Origin of the sequence: Pseudomonas sp. RGM2987 (genome assembly GCF_022952855.1) — a bacterium.
Classification (GTDB): domain Bacteria; phylum Pseudomonadota; class Gammaproteobacteria; order Pseudomonadales; family Pseudomonadaceae; genus Aquipseudomonas.
This window is the reverse complement of the sequence record NZ_JALJDX010000212.1, coordinates 87,596-108,336: the sequence shown is the minus strand read 5'-3', so window position 1 is coordinate 108,336 and position 20,741 is coordinate 87,596. Positions and strand designations below refer to the sequence as shown.

19 protein-coding genes are annotated in these 20,741 nt (G+C 62.8%); 11 read left to right on the top strand and 8 right to left on the bottom strand.

What is annotated here, in order from left to right:
• Nucleotides 1-126 precede the first annotated feature (126 nt).
• The 6 genes from RGM2987_RS20145 to RGM2987_RS20120 all read left to right on the top strand — a co-directional run bounded on the left by RGM2987_RS20145 (nucleotide 127) and on the right by RGM2987_RS20120 (nucleotide 7,741).
• On the top strand, nucleotides 127-1,197 hold the full coding sequence (locus tag RGM2987_RS20145) for a Gfo/Idh/MocA family oxidoreductase (RefSeq protein WP_245144582.1): 1,071 nt from the start codon (nucleotides 127-129) through the stop codon (nucleotides 1,195-1,197).
• Between the two features lie 314 nt (nucleotides 1,198-1,511).
• Nucleotides 1,512-2,438: a sugar ABC transporter substrate-binding protein gene (locus tag RGM2987_RS20140; RefSeq protein WP_245144581.1), complete on the top strand. Its 927-nt coding sequence runs from the start codon at nucleotides 1,512-1,514 to the stop codon at nucleotides 2,436-2,438.
• Between the two features lie 64 nt (nucleotides 2,439-2,502).
• On the top strand, nucleotides 2,503-4,056 hold the full coding sequence (locus RGM2987_RS20135) for a sugar ABC transporter ATP-binding protein (protein WP_245144580.1): 1,554 nt from the start codon (nucleotides 2,503-2,505) through the stop codon (nucleotides 4,054-4,056).
• Nucleotides 4,057-4,201: 145 nt separating this feature from the next.
• Nucleotides 4,202-5,224 (top strand): ABC transporter permease, encoded by a 1,023-nt coding sequence (locus RGM2987_RS20130; protein ID WP_245144579.1) that lies wholly within the window; start codon nucleotides 4,202-4,204, stop codon nucleotides 5,222-5,224.
• Between the two features lie 327 nt (nucleotides 5,225-5,551).
• On the top strand, nucleotides 5,552-5,956 hold the full coding sequence (locus tag RGM2987_RS20125; protein ID WP_024780047.1) for a TraR/DksA family transcriptional regulator: 405 nt from the start codon (nucleotides 5,552-5,554) through the stop codon (nucleotides 5,954-5,956).
• A 180-nt stretch (nucleotides 5,957-6,136) separates the two neighbouring features.
• Nucleotides 6,137-7,741, top strand: coding sequence for a methyl-accepting chemotaxis protein (locus tag RGM2987_RS20120; RefSeq protein WP_245144578.1), 1,605 nt, complete (start codon nucleotides 6,137-6,139; stop codon nucleotides 7,739-7,741).
• A 375-nt stretch (nucleotides 7,742-8,116) separates the two neighbouring features.
• Here RGM2987_RS20120 and RGM2987_RS20115 read toward each other — a convergent pair whose 3' ends face one another.
• A complete protein-coding gene (locus tag RGM2987_RS20115) occupies nucleotides 8,117-8,353 on the bottom strand; it encodes a DUF2789 family protein (protein ID WP_245144577.1) in 237 nt (78 codons plus the stop codon).
• Between the two features lie 771 nt (nucleotides 8,354-9,124).
• Here RGM2987_RS20115 and RGM2987_RS20110 point away from each other — a divergent pair.
• From RGM2987_RS20110 to RGM2987_RS20100, 3 genes are all read left to right on the top strand, one after another.
• The gene (locus RGM2987_RS20110; protein ID WP_245144576.1) at nucleotides 9,125-9,574 is read left to right on the top strand and encodes a hypothetical protein; all 450 of its coding nucleotides are present in this window, start codon (nucleotides 9,125-9,127) and stop codon (nucleotides 9,572-9,574) included.
• Nucleotides 9,575-9,760: 186 nt separating this feature from the next.
• Nucleotides 9,761-10,771 carry an ABC transporter substrate-binding protein gene (locus RGM2987_RS20105; RefSeq protein WP_245144575.1) on the top strand — a complete coding sequence of 337 codons (1,011 nt, stop codon included), beginning with the start codon at nucleotides 9,761-9,763 and terminating at the stop codon, nucleotides 10,769-10,771.
• A gap of 138 nt (nucleotides 10,772-10,909) precedes the next feature.
• Complete coding sequence (locus tag RGM2987_RS20100; RefSeq protein ID WP_245144574.1) at nucleotides 10,910-11,347, top strand: DUF3995 domain-containing protein; 438 nt, start codon at nucleotides 10,910-10,912, stop codon at nucleotides 11,345-11,347.
• A 185-nt stretch (nucleotides 11,348-11,532) separates the two neighbouring features.
• On the opposite strand, the gene RGM2987_RS20095 is transcribed toward RGM2987_RS20100, so the two are convergent.
• From RGM2987_RS20095 to RGM2987_RS20065, 7 genes are all read right to left on the bottom strand, one after another.
• A complete protein-coding gene (locus tag RGM2987_RS20095) occupies nucleotides 11,533-11,886 on the bottom strand; it encodes a Na+/H+ antiporter subunit G (RefSeq protein WP_245144573.1) in 354 nt (117 codons plus the stop codon).
• Entirely contained in the window at nucleotides 11,883-12,161 is a 279-nt protein-coding gene (locus tag RGM2987_RS20090; RefSeq protein WP_003202841.1) for a K+/H+ antiporter subunit F, read from the bottom strand. Before RGM2987_RS20090 ends, RGM2987_RS20095 begins: the two co-directional genes overlap by 4 nt.
• A complete protein-coding gene (locus RGM2987_RS20085; protein ID WP_245144572.1) occupies nucleotides 12,158-12,646 on the bottom strand; it encodes a Na+/H+ antiporter subunit E in 489 nt (162 codons plus the stop codon). Before RGM2987_RS20085 ends, RGM2987_RS20090 begins: the two co-directional genes overlap by 4 nt.
• Nucleotides 12,643-14,328, bottom strand: a complete 1,686-nt coding sequence (locus RGM2987_RS20080) for a monovalent cation/H+ antiporter subunit D (RefSeq protein ID WP_245144571.1) — start codon at nucleotides 14,326-14,328, stop codon at nucleotides 12,643-12,645. Before RGM2987_RS20080 ends, RGM2987_RS20085 begins: the two co-directional genes overlap by 4 nt.
• Nucleotides 14,325-14,669 carry a Na+/H+ antiporter subunit C gene (locus RGM2987_RS20075; RefSeq protein WP_038579788.1) on the bottom strand — a complete coding sequence of 115 codons (345 nt, stop codon included), beginning with the start codon at nucleotides 14,667-14,669 and terminating at the stop codon, nucleotides 14,325-14,327. The genes RGM2987_RS20080 and RGM2987_RS20075 overlap by 4 nt, the downstream gene beginning before the upstream one ends.
• Nucleotides 14,669-17,593, bottom strand: coding sequence for a monovalent cation/H+ antiporter subunit A (locus tag RGM2987_RS20070; protein ID WP_245144570.1), 2,925 nt, complete (start codon nucleotides 17,591-17,593; stop codon nucleotides 14,669-14,671). Before RGM2987_RS20070 ends, RGM2987_RS20075 begins: the two co-directional genes overlap by 1 nt.
• Nucleotides 17,594-17,710: 117 nt before the next feature.
• Nucleotides 17,711-18,733 (bottom strand): DMT family transporter, encoded by a 1,023-nt coding sequence (locus tag RGM2987_RS20065; RefSeq protein WP_245144569.1) that lies wholly within the window; start codon nucleotides 18,731-18,733, stop codon nucleotides 17,711-17,713.
• Between RGM2987_RS20065 and RGM2987_RS20060 the strand changes: the two genes are divergently transcribed.
• Together RGM2987_RS20060 and RGM2987_RS20055 are read left to right on the top strand one after the other, a co-directional pair.
• Complete coding sequence (locus RGM2987_RS20060) at nucleotides 18,728-19,291, top strand: XRE family transcriptional regulator (protein WP_245144568.1); 564 nt, start codon at nucleotides 18,728-18,730, stop codon at nucleotides 19,289-19,291. The genes RGM2987_RS20065 and RGM2987_RS20060 overlap by 6 nt on opposite strands.
• 16 nt (nucleotides 19,292-19,307) lie before the next feature.
• Nucleotides 19,308-20,717, top strand: a complete 1,410-nt coding sequence (locus tag RGM2987_RS20055) for an FAD/NAD(P)-binding protein (protein ID WP_245144567.1) — start codon at nucleotides 19,308-19,310, stop codon at nucleotides 20,715-20,717.
• Nucleotides 20,718-20,741: the final 24 nt, after the last annotated feature.

The window sequence follows — 20,741 nt, the reverse complement described above, 5'->3', positions numbered from 1 at the left end:
TCAATATTGATGTCGACTGACCCACCGCCTTCGCGAGCAAGCCCGCTCCCACAGGGGACTGGGTTTCCCCAGGTGGACCTGCTCTCACAGGGGGTGTGTTCATTCAGTGAATCATAAGGAGCTTGCATGCGAATCGGACTGGTCGGCTACGGCAAGGGTGGGCGGTTTTTTCATGCGCCGCTGATCGGCAGTCTGCCGGGGGCGACGTTCGTCGGTGTGGTGACCCGCTCCGCCGAGCGGCGCCAGCAACTGGCCGGCGATCACCCGGACGTCCAGGCGTTCGACAGCGTTGAACAACTGCTCGCCGCCGGTGTGGATGCGGTGGTGGTGTCGACGCCGCTGGACGCGCGCCCGGCGGTGGTGATGCAAGTCATCGAGGCGGGCGTGGCGGTGGTCAGCGACAAACCCTTCGCCCATGACGCCGCAGAGGCCGAAGCGATGGTGCACGCTGCTGAACAGCGCAACGTGCCATTGAGCGTCTACCAGAACCGTCGCTGGGATTCCGATTTCCTGACCTTACGCAAGCTCCTGGCCTCCGGCGCCCTGGGGCAGGTCATGCGTTTCGAATCGAGCATCGAGCGCTACTCGCCGTCATCGGTTGGCAAGGCCAGCGGAGGCGGATTGCTGCGCGATCTCGGCAGCCATCTGGTGGACCAGGCGCTGCAACTGTTCGGGCCGGCGGCGCGGGTCTACGCCGAACTCGATTATCGTCAGCCAGGCCAAGTGTTTGACAACGGTTTCTTCTTGTCCCTGGCCCACGTCAGTGGCGTGGTTTCCCATTTGAGCGGCCGCTGCTTGCAGAACGCTCCGCGTCCACGCTTTCGCGTCAGCGGCACCGGTGGTTGCTATACCGTCGAAGGCCTGGACGGCCAGGAGGCCCAGGCACTGGCCGGCTTGAGCCCGGCGACCGAAGGCGAACGCTGGGGTGCCGAAGAACACCGGCGCTGGGGCTGGTTCGAACAGGGCGCCGAGCGCGAGCGCGTGGCCTCGCAACGGGGTTGCTGGATGACCTTCTATCAACAGCTGCAAACGGCATTGCAAGGCGCCGGTCCCTTGCCGGTAGAAGCCCGGGACGCCCTGGCGAATACGCGCATTCTCGACGCTGCTAGGCAAAGCGCCGAGCAGGGTGAAGTAGTGGTTTTACCCGGGCCCGTGGGCCATGGAATAAAAAACGAAATAAATTCTAAAATGAGTTGATGTGGAAAATATTTTCCAATAAAGTCGTTTCCAGGTTACCGACATCCTTTCCTGCCCACGCAAGCTTGCCTCAATGGGTAGGAATTAAACAAAAACAAGAAACACAGCAGGTACCGTCGATGAAAACCTTCAGCCGTTCTGCATGCAAGTTGCTCCGCCTGTCTGCGATCCTTCCTCTGTTCGAATCCCTGTGCATCCAGCGCAAGGGCGCCGTGGTGTGCTGCATGCCCGGTGCGCCTATCGTGCGCTTGCCCCGCTGCTGATCCGCCACGCCTTATCCATAAAACCAACAAGAATGTGGAGAAAGACCGTTCATGAAGACCAAGACCCGTATCGCCTCGCTGGCCCTGTCGTTGATGCTCACCAGCGGCGCTGCCCTGGCGGACCTGAAGATCGGCGTCAGCATGTCCCAGTTCGATGACACCTGGCTGACCTACCTGCGCGAATCCATGGACAAGAAGGCCAAGTCGTTTCCGGACGGGGTCGCCTTGCAGTTCGAGGACGCCCGCAGCGATGTGGTCAAGCAACTGAGCCAGGTGGAAAGCTTCATCAGCCAGAAGGTCGACGCCATCATCGTCAATCCCGTCGACACCGCTGCCACCGCGCGTATCACCAAAGCCGCCGTGGCCGCGGGGATTCCACTGGTCTACGTCAACCGCCGGCCTGATGACCTGAAACTGCCGGCAGGCGTGGTGACGGTCGCCTCCGATGACCTGGAAGCCGGGCGCATGCAGATGCAATACCTGGCCGACAAAATGGGCGGCAAGGGTGACATCGTGATCCTGCTGGGTGACCTCGCCAACAACTCCACCACCAACCGTACCAAGGGCGTCAAGGAAGTGCTGGCCAAGTACCCCGGCATCAAGATCGAGCAGGAGCAGACCGGCACCTGGTTGCGGGACAAGGGCATGACCCTGGTCAACGACTGGCTGACCCAGGGCCGCGAGTTCCAGGCGGTGGTCGCCAACAACGATGAAATGGCGATTGGCGCGGCCATGGCCCTCAAGCAGGCGGGCACCCAGAAGGGCAGCGTGTTGATCGCCGGGGTCGACGGTACGCCGGACGGCTTGAATGCGATCAAGAAAGGCGAAATGACCGTCTCGGTGTTCCAGGACGCCAAGGGCCAAGCCGATGGCTCGATCGATACGGCGGTGAAAATGGTCAAGAAACAGCCGGTCGAGCAGGCCGTCTGGGTGCCGTATCGCCTGATCACCCCGGAAAACGTTGATCAATTCAAGTAAGGCCTCACCACAATAACAAGCAGGCAAGGTCGCCACGCCGACCTTGCCGAGGGAGTACCTGATCATGTTCGCTTCAGCGATAGCATCGAGCGCCCCGGCAACGTTTGCCCAGCCGCACGCCCTACCTGACGAGCCGTACCTGCTGGAAGTCGTCAATGTCAGCAAAGGCTTCCCCGGTGTGGTGGCCCTGTCCGATGTTCAACTGCGGGTACGCCCCGGTTCCGTGCTGGCCTTGATGGGGGAAAACGGCGCAGGCAAATCGACCCTGATGAAGATCATCGCCGGCATCTACCAGCCGGACGCCGGTGAGCTGCGCCTGCGGGGCAAGCCGGTGGCCTTCGACACGCCCCTGGCGGCCTTGCAGGCTGGCATTGCGATGATCCACCAGGAACTGAACCTGATGCCGCACATGAGCATCGCCGAGAACATCTGGATCGGCCGCGAGCAACTCAACAGCCTGCACATGATCGACCATGGCGAGATGCATCGGTGCACCGCCCGGTTGTTGGAGCGCCTGCGAATCAACCTCGACCCCGAGGAGCAGGTGGGCAACCTGAGCATCGCCGAGCGGCAAATGGTCGAGATTGCCAAGGCGGTGTCCTACGACTCCGACATCCTGATCATGGACGAGCCGACTTCGGCGATCACCGAAACTGAAGTGGCCCATCTGTTTTCGATCATTGCCGACCTCAAGGCCCAGGGCAAAGGCATCATCTACATCACCCATAAAATGAACGAAGTGTTCGCCATCGCCGACGAAGTGGCGGTGTTTCGCGATGGCGCCTACATCGGCCTGCAACGGGCCGACAGCATGGACGGCGACAGCCTGATCTCGATGATGGTCGGGCGTGAATTGAGCCAATTGTTCCCGGAGCGGGAAAAGCCAATCGGCGAGCAGGTGCTGTCGGTGCGCGACTTGAGCCTGGACGGCGTGTTCAAAGGCGTGTCTTTTGACCTGCATGCCGGGGAAATCCTCGGCATCGCCGGGTTGATGGGCTCGGGCCGGACCAACGTGGCGGAGGCTATTTTCGGCGTGACCCCGGCGACCGGCGGTGAAGTCCTCCTGGACGGCCAACCGGTGCGCATCAGCGACCCGCACATGGCGATCGAGAAGGGCTTCGCCCTGTTGACCGAGGATCGCAAGCTCAGCGGCCTGTTCCCGTGCCTGTCGGTGCTGGAAAACATGGAAATGGCCGTGCTGCCGCATTACGTCGGCAACGGTTTCATCCAGCAGAAAGCCCTGCGCACCTTGTGCGAAGAAATGTGCAAGAAGCTGCGGGTCAAGACCCCGTCCCTGGAACAATGCATCGACACCTTGTCCGGCGGCAATCAACAGAAGGCCTTGCTCGCCCGCTGGCTGATGACCAACCCGCGGATCCTGATCCTCGACGAGCCGACCCGTGGCATCGACGTCGGTGCCAAGGCCGAGATCTACCGGCTGATTGCCTACCTCGCCAGCGAAGGCATGGCAGTCATCATGATTTCCTCGGAGCTGCCGGAGGTGCTGGGCATGAGCGACCGGGTGCTGGTGATGCACGAAGGCGACCTGATGGGCACCCTCGACCGCAGCGAGGCGACCCAGGAGCGGGTCATGCAACTGGCTTCGGGCCTGGCCTGACGCAGCCAGTTCAAAAAATAAAGTCGAGCACAATTGTGGCGAGGGAGCTTGCTCCCGCTGGGCCGCAAAGCGGCCCTGGTCCATGGGCCGCTACACATCCCGGCAAGGACCCTCCCTCGCCAAAGAACAAAAAAGGTGGATGGCTATGAACGCGATACTGGAAAACAAACCCGCGGCCGCCCCGGCCAGGACGCGTCGGCGCCTGCCGACGGAACTGAGTATCTTCCTGGTGCTGATCGGCATCGGCCTGGTGTTCGAACTGTTTGGCTGGATCATGCGCGACCAGAGTTTCCTGATGAACTCCCAGCGCCTGGTGCTGATGATCCTGCAAGTGTCGATCATCGGCCTGCTGGCCATCGGCGTGACCCAGGTGATCATCACCACCGGCATCGACCTGTCATCCGGCTCGGTACTGGCGCTGTCGGCCATGATCGCTGCCAGCCTGGCCCAGACCTCGGACTTTGCCCGGGCGGTATTCCCCTCGCTGACCGACTTGCCGGTGTGGATACCGGTGGCGGCGGGGCTCGGCGTGGGGCTGCTGGCGGGCGCGATCAACGGCAGCATTATTGCGGTCACGGGCATCCCGCCGTTTATTGCCACCCTCGGCATGATGGTCTCGGCCCGTGGCCTGGCGCGCTATTACACCGAAGGCCAGCCGGTGAGCATGTTGTCCGATTCCTACACCGCCATCGGCCATGGCGCGATGCCGGTGATCATTTTCCTGGTGGTGGCGGTGATTTTTCACATCGCCTTGCGCTACACCAAGTACGGCAAATACACCTATGCCATTGGCGGCAACATGCAGGCGGCACGCACCTCGGGCATCAACGTCAAGCGCCATCTGGTGATCGTGTACAGCATCGCCGGGCTGCTCGCGGGGTTGGCCGGGGTGGTCGCCTCGGCGCGGGCGGCAACCGGGCAGGCCGGCATGGGCATGTCCTACGAGCTGGACGCGATTGCCGCCGCGGTGATCGGCGGCACCAGCCTGGCGGGTGGGGTGGGGCGCATCACCGGGACCGTGATCGGCGCGCTGATCCTCGGGGTGATGGCCAGCGGGTTTACCTTTGTCGGCGTCGATGCCTACATCCAGGACATCATCAAGGGCTTGATCATCGTGGTGGCCGTGGTCATCGACCAGTACCGCAACAAACGTAAACTCAAACGCTAAACGTCGGTTCGCTGCGACAAAGCGCCACGCCTGACCCGCGTGGCGTTGCCATTTGTCTTCTTAATACAGCCATTACGACGAATTTCTTGTTATAAACGCACTCCGATGATCGCCAAGAGCTTGTCAGAAAACATTTGAAGGGCTTGTCGGACATTTTCCCTACGTTTTCAGTTGCTGACGCCTCGACTCGGCCTTAGACTGCCGCCCCTCGTAAATTGAGTGCCGGGTGGCGCTTGGAATCGACGGCGCCTTTCCCGATGAGCGTGGCTGCTGCGCTGCGGGACGCTCCATAATTCGCCTTAATGCACGTTTTTTATAGAGATATCAATGACAAAGGAAAAGTTGCTGGCCATGCCGGCGGATGACTACATGAATGCCGAGCAGCTGGCCTTCTTCACCAAGCTGTTGCAGAACATGAAAGTCGAAACCCACGAGCGCATCGAACAGAACCGAATCGCCATTGAGAGCCTGGATTCCCCGGCTGACCCGGCCGACGCTGCTTCCGTAGAAGAAGAGCGCACCTGGCTGGTCAACGCCATCGATCGCGACCAGCGCATGCTGCCCCAACTGGAGCAGGCCCTGGATCGCATCAACGACGAAAGCTTCGGCTGGTGCGACGACAGCGGCGAGCCAATCGGCCTCAAGCGCCTGCTGATCAGCCCGACCACCAAGTACTGCATCGAAGCCCAGGAACGTCACGAGCAGATCGACAAGCACCAGCGTCAGGCCTGATTCCGTTCCAAGCCCAGGATCGCAGCCTTTTCGTCGAAGGCTGCGATCTTTTGTTTTCGTCTCCCGGCGGTTTCTCTACTACCGTTGATTTGCTGCAAGAACACGACTAATGGACCATGGATAATGGCTCGGTAGTGGCGTTTAATGCGGTCATAACAACGAGAAGTGTGGGTGACGAACATGGCGACAGACGGATCTCTGGCGAGTGCAGTGCCGGCCTCGGTGCCTGGGGCAACAAACACGGCGCGCTGGCTCACGCCGACCTTGCAGAGTCTCGCCCTGACCTTGCTGCTGTGTGGCATGGCCCTGGGCGGTTGGTCTTTATACCTGGTCCTGCCGCTGGCCATGTTGGTCGTCTGGCTGCCGCGCCTGCGCTCGCGCATCGCCGTAGCACCAATGCCTTCGACCGACAGCCTGGCCGAGCTGACTCGCGATCTGTCCTACACCACCAGCCATAACGCCTTGTCGGCGGCCGGTGTCGCCTATTCGGTCAAGCAATTGGCCGGCAAGGTCCAGTCGCAGCTCGATGCGGCGGCGCAGATCGTCAGCAACGCCGAATCGATGATCGCCACTGAACAGGCCACCTCACAACTCAGCCAACAGGCCCTGGGTGCCGCCAGCGAGGCCCATCGCAGCAGCGTGGCCGGGCGCACCGAACTGGTGGAGTCCATCAGTCGTATGCACCAGCTCAGCCAGCGGGCCAACGACAGCCGTGAGTTGATCGAAGCCTTGAGCGTGCGCAGCGACGAAATCCAGCGGGTCAGCCTGGTGATCCAGTCGATTGCCAGCCAGACCAACCTGTTGGCGCTGAACGCGGCCATCGAGGCGGCGCGGGCCGGTGAGCATGGCCGTGGCTTTGCGGTGGTGGCCGACGAGGTCCGCGGCCTGGCCGGACGCACGGCGGCGGCGACCGGCGAGGTCGGGGTGATGGTGGCGGATATCCAGCAGCGCACCGCCCAGGTGGTGGAGCAGATCCGCCAATTGGCCGGCGACCTGGACAGCGGCGTGCAGCAGGTCGAGCACACCGGCCAGCACCTGGAAAACATCGCCCGGCTCGCGGCGGGGGTCGAAACCCAGGTCAGTGCCATCGCCCAAGGCACCGACACCAATCGCGAACAACTGGACAGTCTGTTTCATGCTATCGAGCAAATGCGCAGCGACCTGTCCGTCAGCGACCAGCAGACCCAGCGCCTGGCCGAGGCGGCGGTGCAGATGGAAGGCCAGGCCGAAACCATCAGCGAGCGTCTGGCTGAGGTGGGCCTGGACGATTATCACCAGCGGGTCTATGACCTGGCCCGGGAAGGGGCGAGCCGGATCGCGGCGCAGTTCGAGGCCGATATCGACCAGGGTCGGATCAGCCTCGAAGACTTGTTCGACCGCAACTACCAACCCATTCCCAATACCCAGCCGGCCAAGTACCAGACCCGTTTCGACCGCTACACCGACCAGGTACTGCCGACGATCCAGGAGCCGTTGCTCAGCCGCCACGAAGGCTTGGTGTTTGCGATTGCCTGCACACAGCAGGGTTATGTGCCGACCCACAACAACGTATTCAGCCAACCGCTGACCGGCGATCCCCAAGTGGACACGCTGAACAACCGCACCAAGCGCAAATTCTCCGACCGCACCGGGATTCGCTGTGGCAGCCACCAGCAGCCGGTGCTGCTGCAAACCTATACCCGCGATACGGGCGAGTTGATGCACGACCTTTCGGTGCCAATCATGATCAAGGGGCGCCATTGGGGAGGCTTGCGCTTGGGCTACAAACCCGAGAAACCGCGTTAACGCTCACCCTTAAACGCAAAACCTGTGGCGAGGGAGCTAGCTCCCGCTGGACCGCGCAGCGGGCCTTCTTTCAAGCGACTGCTGCGCAGCCGAGCGGGAGCAAGCTCCCTCGCCACAAAGGCGACGCCGAGACATTCGCGCAAGGATGCGCAATCCCTCGCCACGGATTGGTCACCGCCCGCGAACAAGTTGGAACGCAAAACCCCGTGGCGAGGGAGCTAGCTCCCGCTGGACCGCGCAGCGGGCCTTCTTTCAAGCGACTGCTGCGCAGCCGAACGGGAGCAAGCTCCCTGTGGCGAGGGGATTTATCCCCGTTGGGCTGCGTAGCAGCCCCTGGGCCAGACGCCACAGGGGGGCAGTTTCCGGCCTTCCAGGCTATTTACCGTCGTGCAGCCGCACGTTCAACTGGTCCACCAGCACCGCTTCTTCCCCGTCAGCCAGCAGCCATTCACGCAGCAGGTCCTTCTGCTGGTCCGACCAGAAGTCGGCCTCCACCAGCTTGATTTCCGGTTCCAGGGGATGGGCCATGATGAAATCGTCGATGGCTTTTCCATCCGAGGGCAGGCCGAGTTGGTCGAACAGGGTCTTGAGTTCGTGGGAAGGCTGTTCCATTGGGAGTCTCCTTTGGCGTGCGCCGTCATGGCGCTTCGGTTGCGTTCCTTTATCTGAGGCAGGCGCTCGCCAGGAGTTCGATTTGACTCAGGCAAAGGGGCAGGAGGTCAAGCGCTGCGTTCCAGGCGCCTGGCCAGGTGGCAGGCTTCGTTATGATCGGTGCGGAATCCTCTTACACGTCCAGTCGAAGTTTCCTCAATGTGAAAAAAACACTTACCGGCCAGCACGACCCGATAACGCGGCTGAATCAGTGAAATTGGCAGACAATCGGCTCCGTTGAAGGTGCCGCGTGGTTCAGCGAAGCAAGGGGTGATGGGTGAGTTCAGGGTTGGGAAAGCGGCCATGTGAATTCCTTTTCGATGGGTTACCGACGAATTGCCGGCTATCTGGAGTGGTGTCCGCGCCTCCGGCTGCTCTAGAATCGCCGGCATCGTGGGGAGCGCTGTGCCTATCTAAAGCAATTTTTTTTAGGCTCGATGTCAGAAAAATGCTTTTTTAAGTGAGAAATTTCCCTAAAGTTAGTAGTCCCACCTTTTCCGATGCTCAGAGTGGCGTTTTCCTTCAGCCTCTGACGCCTCCACGGGAAAGACGGGGAGCGTGACAACCTTTAGTCTGCTCTCGGCCCGGGACAGGGCACGCCGTTCACTTCGAATTTCAGTTACAGGTCCATTGCGACAATACAGTCGGCACGGGTTCTCGTGGCCCGTCCTTTTCAGGGGGCGGGCCGTTTTCAAAGATGGGGATGTTTCCTTGGCAGTAAGTAATCTCGACATGCATGCGTTATTTGTACTCGGCGACCTGCGGGCAAAACTGGTCAAGCAGTTCCAGTCACGTTTCGTCTACATCACCGAGCAGACCGCCGAAGGTATTTATGTCGCCGAAATCGACACGGAGTCGGCACTGGTGGTGGATGACAAGCCCAGGCTCGAACTCAAGGTCGGCGATCATTTCCGCGCCTCCGTTTTGCCAAGCCGCGAGGGTGGCAAGTTCGAAATCCGCTTTCGCGAAATCAAAATGACCGTCTATGGGTTGGGTGACTACGCGTTTGTCGAGACGCCCGGCGGTCATGCGATCCTGTTCAAGGAAGGCCACAGCGTGTTGACGGTGTTCGCGGCCAACGAACAACTGCAGGAAGGCCTGACCAAGACCCTGAAGGCCGTGACCGCCAAGGCGGCCAAGTGGCGCAAGGGCGAGTTGGTAACCTTCAAGGCCAGCGAGTGATGCGTTTAATGTTCGTAAGAACATCCTGGGAGGCTGGCTCGTAGCGTCTGTGTCGCAACTGGAAACCCTGTTTTCCGGGGACTGTCCGGAACCTCGGCTACAGTCAATTGACTGAATGATTCAGAGGCTTGCGTCCGGTGACGCAGGACCGTTCAGCTATTGCTGTACTGGCACGAGGTGCAACGCATGAAACGAGTTCGACAGTGGTTGGCTGCCTGGGCCACCCTCGCGGTATTGGTTTCGCCATTTCCGGCGTCCGCGGCGTCCGCCCCGATCCACTTCGCCGACCTGAACTGGGAAAGCGGCAGCCTGATCACCGATATCCTGCGGATCATCGTCGAAAAGGGCTATGGGCTACCGACCGACACACTGCCGGGCACCACCATCACCCTGGAGACCGCCCTGGCCAATAACGATATCCAGGTGATCGGCGAAGAGTGGGCCGGTCGCAGCCCAGTGTGGGTCAAGGCTGAAGCCGAAGGCAAGGTGATCGCCCTGGGCGACACGGTCAAGGGCGCGACCGAAGGCTGGTGGGTACCTGAATATGTGATCAAGGGCGACCCGGCCAAAGGCATCAAGCCGCTGGCGCCGGATTTGCGCAGCGTCCAGGACCTGGCGCGCTACAAGCACGTGTTCAAGGACCCGGAGAGCCCCGACAAGGGCCGCTTCCTCAACAGCCCGATTGGCTGGACCTCCGAAGTGGTCAATAAGCAAAAGCTCAAGGCGTATGGCCTGGACGACAGTTTCGTCAATTTCCGCAGCGGCTCGGGGGCGGCACTCGATGCCGAAATCAACTCATCGATCCGCCGCGGCAAGCCAATCCTGTTCTACTACTGGTCGCCCACGCCGCTTCTGGGGCGGTTCAAGCTGGTGCAGTTGCAGGAGCCACCGTTCGATGCCGAGGCCTGGAAGACCCTGACCGACGCCGATAACCCCAACCCGAAGCCGACCCGTTCCCTGGCATCGAAACTGTCGATTGGCGTATCCGCGCCGTTCCAGAAGCAGCACCCGGACATTACCGAGTTCTTCGGCAAGGTCGACCTGCCCATCGAGCCGTTGAACAAGGCCCTGGCAGACATGAGCGAGAAACGCACGCCGCCCCGTGAGGCCGCCGAAGCCTTTCTCAAGGCTCATCCACAAGTCTGGCAAGCCTGGCTGCCCAAGGAGGTGGCAGACAAGGTCTCCGCCGCCCTGTAGCGCAATCGGGGGCCAGCGGGTTGAACACTTGATCCTGAGCAATGAGTCTTTCAGCGCAAACGGGCACTCTGCGCCCGTCCGGCGAAATGCCAGATTCGAGCTAGGATGATTGTTCAACCTTTTTCAGGAGGCTGGCGAATGATGCTTTTAGTGGCTCGGTCGCTGGTCGCAATATTTGCGGCCATCAGCTTGATTCATTTGTATTGGGCCCTTGGCGGGCGCTGGGCGGCCCTGGCTGTGGTGCCGCAGGTGCCGGTGCAGCAAGGGCAGGCGCTACGCCCGGCATTCGATCCATCGGGCTGGTTGACGCTGCTGGTGGCCTTGGCACTGCTGTTGATTGCGGTCCTGGTGAGCCTGCGGGGCGGCCTGTTGGCACCGCCGGTCACCCACCGGGCGTTGCAATGGCTGATCAGCGCGATTGCCTTGCTGATGTTTGCCCGGGCCATTGGCGAGTCGAACCTGGTGGGCTTTTTCAAGGAGTTCAAGGAATCGACGTTTGCCCGGCTGGATACCTGGGTCTATTCGCCGTTGTGCGTCGTGCTGGGGGCAGGGTTGCTGACGGTGGCGTGGGCTTGAATCGATAACTCCCGGTCGAACGCTGTTGTGGCGAGGGAGCTTGCTCCCGCTGGGCTGCGCAGCAGCCCCAAAATCTGACGCCTCGGTGTGTCAGGCAAATTGTGTTCTTTTTTTGGGGAGGGCTGCGCCCTCCAGCGGGAGCAAGCTCCCTCGCCACACAGGCAGTGTTCGGTCCGAGAGATCGGTCAGTCGCTCCGGCGACTGCTCACCTCCGCCGGCACATCATCCCCCGCCATGCGCTTGCGAAACAACGCCGCCCGGGCCAGCAGCAGGGTGGTCACCGGTACGGTGATGGACAGCAGGATCGGGATCAGCCAGGCGTGCAGCACTGGTTCGGACTTGAGGGCTGAAAAGTAAATGATCGAGGCCAGTGCCACGCACCAGGCGCCCAGCGTGGATGCCAGGGCAGGTGGGTGCATGCGTTGGAAATAGTCCTTCAAGCGCACCAGTCCGACCGCCCCGATCAAGGCGCAAACGCTGCTGAAGACCAGCAGGATCGCCACCGGAATTTCCACCCACATCGACAATTGGTCGGTCATTCGATCACCTCGCCACGCAACAGGAATTTGGCCAGGGCGAACGAGCCGACAAAGCCGAACAGGGCGATCAGCAGCGCCGCTTCGAAATAGGTGTCACTGGCATAACGGATGCCCAGCACCAGCATCATCAGCATTGCCACGATGTACAGGTAGTCAAGGGCCAATACCCGGTCCTGGGCCGAAGGTCCCTTGAACAGCCGCCACAGCGTCAGCACCATCGCCAGGGAGAACAGGAACAGGCTCAATAGGATCGCGTTGGACAGCAACGGGCTCATTGGAAAATCTCCATCAACGGGCGCTCATAGGTGGCCTTGAAGTGCGCGATGAATGCCGCCTCGTCCTCCAGGTCGAACACGTGCATCAACAGGACGCTGCGGTCCAGGGCCAGCTCCGACCAGACCGTTCCCGGAACCACCGTGGTGATCATCGACAAGGCCGCCAGGCCATTAGCGTCGTGCAGATCCAGCGGCACCTTGATGAACTGCGGGCGCGGCGGGCGGCGACCGGCGTTCAGTACGCCCCAGGCCACCGCCAGATTGGAGGCCAGTACATCGCGGCCCACCAACAGGAACAAGCGCAGCACCACCCAGGGTCGACGGATTCGGATCGGCCGGGGGCGCAACGGGCGCATCATCAGCGGCGCGAGGAAGCCCAGGGCGGCTCCGAGCAGCAGATGACCCGGGCTCAGCGACACATTCAACACCAGCCACAACAGCCAGAGCGCCAGGGACAGCCAGGGTGCGGGAAACAGGCGCTTCATGGTTGCAGCTCCTGCAATGCGGCGCTGGCCTCGGGGTTGGGAATTGCACGGGTGGCGAGCACCGACATCACGTAATGTTCCGGGGTATTCAGCGCATCGGCGGCGGACTGGGTGTAGCGCAGCAGCGGCTCGGCCTTGAATGTCAGGGCGATGCCCAGGCCCAGCAGCACGATGATCGGCAGGCACTCGAACGGTCGCAGCAACGGCGACGGGCGCTCCTGGGGCGTCCAGAACCGCTGGACGCCCAGGCGGGAGAAGGCGATCAACGAGGCCAGGCCCGACAGGATCAACAGCGCCAGCAGGCCCCAGGCCTGGTACGACACCGGCTCACCGGCGCTCGCCCCGAGCCCGTGGGGATTGAGCAGGGCGCTCAACAGGCCCAGCTTGCCGATGAACCCCGAGAGCGGCGGCATGCCGATGATCAGCAGCGCGCAGAAAATAAAACTCAAGCCAAGGAAGGCCATGGTCCACGGGATCACCTGGCCGACCACGGCTTTCTGTTCGTCATCGAGGTTGGTGCCTTTGGGCGGTTGCAGGGACTCCAGCGGCCTTGGCAGCGTGTCGAAGTCGTCGTCCAGGGGCAGCTCGTTGGCCGAGCGCGAGCGTTCGATCAGCTCGGCCAGCAGGAACAGCGCGCAGAGCGCCAGGGTCGAACTCACCAGATAAAACAAAGCCGCGCCCACCAGGTTAGGCTGGGCAAAGCCGATGGCCGACAGCAGGATCCCGGCCGAGACCAGGATGCTCAGGCTCGCCATGCGCTCCAGGCGCTGGGCGGCGAGGATCGCAATGGCCGCGCAGCCGATGGTCGCCATGCCGCCGTAGACCAGCCAGTCGGCGCCGAAATATGCTGAGGCACCGGCCTGGCCGGAAAACAGCAGTGTCCACAGGCGCAGTAGGGTGTAGACGCCGACCTTGGTCATGATCGCAAACAGCGCCGCCACCGGCGCGCTGGCGGCGCTATAGGCCGGCGCCAGCCAGAAATTCAACGGCCACATGCCGGCTTTCGCCAGGAACGCCACCGCCAGGATACCCGCGCCAGCGTGCAACAGGCCGCGGTCGGCTTCCGGCACCAGCGGCACCTTCAAGGCCAGGTCGGCCATGTTCAAGGTGCCGGTGACGCCATAGATCAGCGCCGCGCCAATCAGGAACAGCGAGGAGGCCAGCAGGTTGATGGAGATGTAATGCAGCCCCGACGACACCCGCGCCCGGCCCGAGCCATGCAGCATCAAGCCGTAGGACGCCGCCAGCAGCACTTCGAAAAACACGAACAGGTTGAACAGATCCCCCGTCAGGAACGCCCCGTAGAGGCCCATCAACTGGATCTGGAACAGCGCATGGAAACTCGCCCCGGCCCGGTCCCAGCGGGCGGTGGCGAACAGCAGGGCGCTGACGCCGATAATGCCGGTCAGCACCAGCATCAGCGCCGACAGGCGATCCACCACCAATACAATGCCAAACGGCGCTTGCCAGTTGCCGGGCAGGTACACACCGATGGACGCCGGCAGGGCCTGGTCCCGGGTCCAGACCAGCAACAGCACGGCAATGCCCAGGCCCAGAAGGGTGGAGAACAGGTTGATCTTTGCCTTGAGCGGGCGGTGTTTCTCCCCCAGCATCAGCATCAACGCGGCGGTCAGCAGCGGTAGCAGGATGGGCGCGGCGATCAGATGAGGCGTCAAGATCATTCCTTGGGCTCCCGACCGTCCACATGGTCAGTGCCAGTCAAGCCCCGTGACGCCAGCAGCACCACCAGGAACAGCGCGGTCATGGCGAAGCTGATGACGATGGCGGTCAGCACCAGGGCCTGAGGCAGCGGATCGGTGTAGTGCAACAGGTCCTGGGGTACGCCGTTCTTGATGATCGGTTCCTTGCCGATGAACAGGCTGCCCATGCTGAAGATGAACAGGTTCACACCGTAGGACAGCAAGCACAGGCCCATCACCACCTGAAAGGTCCGTGGCCGCAACACCAGCCAGACTCCGGAGGCGGCCAGGACGCCGATTGCGATTGCGATGACTTCTTCCATCAGGCCGTGGCTCCTTTGAGGGGGGCGGCGGATCTGGCTTGCAGGCCCGGTTTATGTGCGCGCACCGATTGGTGGGCGAGGGCGGTGAGGATCAGCAGGGTCGAGCCGACCACCACCGCATACACGCCGATGTCGAAAAACAGCGCACTGGCCAGGTGAATGTCCCCCAGCAACGGCAGCTTGAAGTGCCAGGTGTGGGTGGTCAGGAATGGATAACCCACGGCCATCGCCCCCAGCCCCGTCGTCGTGGCGAACAACAGCCCGGTGCCCATCCAGCGCAGCGGCCGCAGGCTCATCTGCGCCTCGACCCATTGGGTGCCGGCCACCATGTACTGGAGGATGAACGCCACCGACATCACCAGCCCGGCGACGAAGCCGCCACCCGGTTGATTGTGGCCGCGCATGAACAGGTAGAACGACACCACCAGGGCGATTGGCAGCAGCAGCCGCACCAGCACCGAGGGCACCATCATGAAGCCCAGGGCGGTGTCGCTGGCGTGACGCGGGTTGACCAGGTCGGTGACCACATCCGGCGCCAGCAAGCGTTGTTGCGCCGGAAGCTGCATGCTCTCTTTCGGCGGGCGGAAACGTCGCAGCAGGGCGAACACCGTCAGGGCCACCGCCACCAACACGGTGATTTCCCCCAGGGTGTCGAATCCGCGGAAATCCACCAGCATCACGTTCACTACGTTGCTGCCCCCGCCCTCGGGCAGCGCTCGGCTGAGGTAGAACGAGGAGATATCGTTAGGCGTCTGGCGCGTCAGCATCGCGTAGGACAACAGCGCCATGCCGCCGCCCACGGCGATGGACAGCAGCAAGTCCCGCAGGCGACGCACGCGCGCCCGCCGCTCGCTGTTGGGGCGCGGCAAGGCGTCCTCGATCCGCCGTGGCAGCCAGCGCAGACCCAGCAGGATCAGCACGGTAGTGACCACTTCCACCACCAGTTGGGTCAGGGCCAGGTCGGGGGCCGAGAACCAGACGAAGGTCACGCAGGTCATCAGGCCGCAGACGCTGACCATGGTCAGGGCCGCGAGCCGATGGTACTTGGCCTGCCAGGCCGCGCCCAGGGCGCAGACGATCGCCAGCAACCACAGGGTGACGAACACGATGGATCCGGGAATCTTCGGCCGCTCGCCCCACACCAGCGTGCTGTGCAGCATCGGGATCAAGCCGGCGAGCACCGCGGCCAGCACCAGCCAGAACAATTGGGCCTGCAAGCGCCGAGTGCTGATCCGCCGCTCCAGGCGCCGGCTCTGGCGCATCATCAGCACCAGGCAGCGTTCGAACAGGCGCTTGCCACTGAACCGGCCAACGAACGGCGGGTGCTTGATGTGCCCTTGCTTGAATTGTTTACGCAACAGCAGGTACAGCACGATGCCGCCGGACATCGCCACCAGGCTCATGATCATCGGCGCGTTCAGGCCATGCCAGATCGCCAGGCTGTACTGGGGCAACGCGCCGCCGACCACCGGCAATGCAGCCGCCGCCAACAGCGAGCCGACCACCTGGGCCGGGAAAATCCCCACCAGCAGACAGGTGAACACCAGCAGCTCCACCGGCGCGCGCATCCAGCGCGGTGGCTCGTGGGGTATCAACGGTAGGTCGGTGGCGGTGGGGCCAAAGAACACGTCCACGGTAAAGCGCAGGGAGTAGGCGACGCTGAAGGTCCCGGCGATGGTGGCGATGATCGGCAGCGCCAGTTCGACCCAGGCCGTGGCGGAAATGAACACGGTTTCGGCGAAGAACATTTCCTTGGACAAGAAGCCGTTGAGCAGCGGCACCCCGGCCATGGCCGCGCTGGCGACCATGGCCAGGGTCGCGGTGAACGGAATCAGTCGCACCAGGCCACTGAGCTTGCGGATGTCGCGGGTGCCGCTTTCATGGTCGATGATCCCGGCGGCCATGAACAGCGAGGCCTTGAAGGTGGCGTGGTTGAGGATATGAAACACCGCCGCCACCGCCGCCAGCGGACTGTTGAGGCCCAGCAGCAGGGTGATCAGGCCGAGGTGGCTGATGGTGGAGTAGGCCAGCAGGCCCTTGAGGTCGTTCTGGAACATTGCGCAGTAGGCGCCGAGCATCAGCGTACAGGCCCCCGCACCGCCGACAATGTAGAACCATTGTTCACTGCCCGACAGCGACGGCCATAACCGCGCCAGCAGGAACACCCCGGCCTTGACCATGGTCGCCGAGTGCAGATACGCCGACACCGGCGTCGGCGCGGCCATGGCGTGGGGCAGCCAGAAATGGAACGGAAACTGGGCGCTTTTGCTCAAGGCGCCGATCAGGATCAGCGCCAGCAGGATGGGGTAGAGGGCATGGGCGCGGATCAGCTCGCCGGCGGCCAGGACCTGGTCCAGGTCATAGCTGCCCACCACATGGCCGAGCAGCATGACTCCCGCCAGCAGGCAAAGGCCGCCGGCCCCGGTCACCATCAGCGCCATGTACGCGCCACGTCGGGCGTCGGCGCGGTGGTGCCAGTAGCCGATCAGCAAAAACGAGAACAGGCTGGTCAGTTCCCAGAAAAACACCATCTGGATCAGGTTGCCGGATATCACCAGCCCGAGCATGGCGCCCATGAACGCCAGGAAAAACGCAAAGAAGCGCGGCACCGGATCATCCGGCGACATGTAGTAGCGCGCATACAACGACACCAGCGTACCGATGCCCAGCACCAGCAACGAAAACAGCCAGGCGAAACCGTCCAGGCGCAACACGAAGTTCAGGCCGAGGCTCGGCAGCCAGGAATATTCTTCGCGGATCACACCGCCGTCGGCGATCTGCGGGTACCACAAGGCCACCTGAACGGCGCCGACCAGGGCAACGAGGCCCGCCAGCAGCGATTCGGCGTTACGGGCGTTATGCGGCAGCAGCGCCGCGACACAGCTGCCGATGAAGGGTAAAAGCAATAGAACTATCAGTGACATAGGCTTCTATTCGGCGGTAGGTTCTCAAGGATCATACGTGCCCTGACCCGGATCACCAACCGCGAGGGTGTCGCAGAATCCTACAAGATAGGTGGAGTTTTCTGACTTCGCAGGTTTTCAGCCCTCGCGCTCCAGCCCCTCGTTCACGTCGACTGCCACTTTGTTCCGGGTCTTCAATTCACTGACAATCACCGCCGCCACGATCAACACTGCGCCGAACAAGGCAATCGCCGGCAGGCGTTCGCCCGCCAGGCGCCCGGCGATGCCGGCCCACACCGGCTCGCCGGCATAGATCAGCGTGGCGCGGGTGGGCGAGACGCTTTTCTGCGCCCAGTTCATTGCCACTTGAATCGCCGCGCTGGCGGCGCCCAGGCCGACGGCGCTGGCGAGCAGCAGCCAGGAAAACCCGGGAATCGTTTCCTGGGTCGGCACCACCATCAGGAATGCCAGGACGGCGGTGCTTGCCAGTTGCACCACGGTGACCCGGCGCACATCGACCTGGCCGGCATAGGCGCTGATCAGGATGATCTCGGCGGCAATTGCGATGGCGCTGATCAGCGTGGCAATTTCACCGGCGCTGAAATTCAGCGAAGCGCCTGCCGGCCCCGAGACCAGCATCAACCCGGTGAACGCCAGCATGATGCCGATGCTCGGCATCAAGCCCGGCCGGCGGCCCAGCACCAGCCATTGCAACAAGGGCACGAAGGGCACGTACAGCGCGGTGATGAACGCCGACTGGCTGCTGGGGATGGTTTGCAGGCCGACGGTCTGCAAGCCATAGCCGAGCATGATCGCCACGCCAATGAACGCGCCAGCCTTGAGTTCGAACAGGGTCAGGTTGCGCAGGTGCCGCCAGGAGAACAGCGCCACGAACCCCGCTGCGGCGGCGAACCGCAGGCCAACGAAAAACATCGGTCCGCTGACCGTCATGGCGTGCTGCACTAGCAGGAAGGTCCCGCCCCAGATCATGGTAATCAGCACCAGCACGCATTCAGCCTTGCTGAATTTTGCAAAACGGGAAGAAGCCTGAGGGGAGTTCACTGTTGCCATGACCTTGCGCGCCACTTGAGGCGGACGCACAATGCGTCCGAAGTTGGGCAGTATAATGCGCAGCCCTACCACGTGAGCAATATAGTGCACAAAGATATCGGCCAGCGGGCGTCCGTCCTGCAACACGTCAGCCAGAATGTCCGCCGTTTGCGGCACGCCGCGCAGCTCAGCCAGACGGCGCTGGCGGAGCGCTCCGGGGTCAGTCGGCGGATGCTGGTGGCGATCGAGGCCGGCGAAAAAAATGTCAGCCTGACCACCCTCGACCGGGTCGCCGAAGCCTTGGACGTGGCTTTCAGCGACCTGATCCAGGCCCCTGACGCTCGCGACCCGAGCCGCATCAACGAGCTGGCCTGGGCCGGTGCGATCCCAGGGAGTAAAGCGGTGTTGCTGGCTAAAGCCACCGCCAGCCGTGAAGTCGAGCTCTGGGAATGGCGCCTGGAGCCGGGAGAGCATTATCCTTCTGAGCCTGACGCCGATGGCTGGAGCGAACAGCTGTATGTCTTCGAGGGCTGCCTGACGCTGCTGTTGGGCAATGAAGAGCGGCGGATCAGCGCCGGTGAATTCTTCATGTTCGCCAGCAACCAGCCCCACGCCTATCGTAATGACGGCCCGGTGGCGGCGAGATTCGTACGCAACGTGGTGATTTGATTCCTTGGGGAGCGGTATGCACACAGCACCGGAGCAACACGCGGATATCCTGATTATCGGCGGCGGCCTGAGCGGTGCGCTGATGGCGGCGCAATTGCTGCGTCTTCCGGGGCGGCGCAAGGTGCTGATCATAGAGCCACGCAGCGAACTGGGCCGAGGCGAGGCCTACAGCGCCGTGGAGCTGGGCCACACGTTGAACGGCAACGCGGCGCGGATGAGCGTCGACCCGGACAATGCCGATGACCTGACCCAATGGCTCACCGCCTTCATCGAGGCCGGCGGCTGGCCCGAGTCGGACCAGCAGCACGTGCCGGTCAGCGAGCTGTTTCCGCCGCGGGGAATATTCGGGCTGTATGCGCAGCAGCGCCTGGACGAGGCCCGGGCGGTCGGCGCACAGCACGGCTCCGTGGCCGAGCACGTGCGTGGGGAGGTGGTGGATCTGCAACTCTCCGATGGCGCGGTGTTGCTGACCCTGGCTGACGGCCAGGCCTTGCGCGGGCATTTCGCCGTGTTGGCGACGGGCATGTTCCCGGCTGCGCGGACGCCGCAAACCGAGTCCAGCGGCTTGAACGCAGCCGCCCTCGACCCGTGGGATGTGGCTGCGATGCGCCAGCTCGATCCGCAGTCCACGGTGCTGATCATCGGCTCGGGGCTGACCATGGTCGATGCCGTGGTGTCCCTGGAACAGGCCGGGCACCGTGGTCCCATCGAAATATTTTCCCGCCATGGGCTGTTGCCGCATGTGCGCCGCCAACCGCCCACATGGGTGGATTTCCTCGCCGAAGATCACAGCCTGCGTTCGCCACGCCAACTGATGCGCGCGTTGCGCCAGCAATGCCGTCAGGCCCAGGCTCAAGGCATCGATTGGCAGGCTCCGCTGGACACGGTACGTGCCCATATCGGGCGCTTGTGGAGCCAGGCCAGCGATGTGCAGCGCCGGCAGTTCGTGCGGCATATCCGCCCATGGTGGGAGAGCCATCACCATCGCTCGCCGCCGTTGAGCGCCGAACTGGTTGCACGTTTGCACCAGGAAGGGCGGTTGCGGATTCAAGCAGCGTCGTTCAAAGGGTTGGTGGCGTGTTCCGAAGGAACGGTGGGGATTCGCATCCGCCGGCGCGGCGAAGCTGGAACAACGGTGGTGCAGGGCGCTGCGTTGATCAACTCCAGTGGCATCGAATATGACTGGCGGCGTGTGGCGCGACCGTTGCCGCAGCAGCTGCTGGCTCGCGGTATGATCCAACCCGGCCCGCTGGCCCTGGGCATCGCCGCAAGGCCCGACGGCGCGGTACTCAACGCCCGAGGCGAACCCGCCGAGCGGCTGTTCGCCATGGGTCCGCCGCTGCGGGGGATGTGGTGGGAAAGTACCGCTGTGACTGATGTGGCGAGTCAGGCCAAGGCGTTGGCGGGGCGGTTGGTTGGGTTGTAAGCCCCACTCACAGCCTCTGCTACG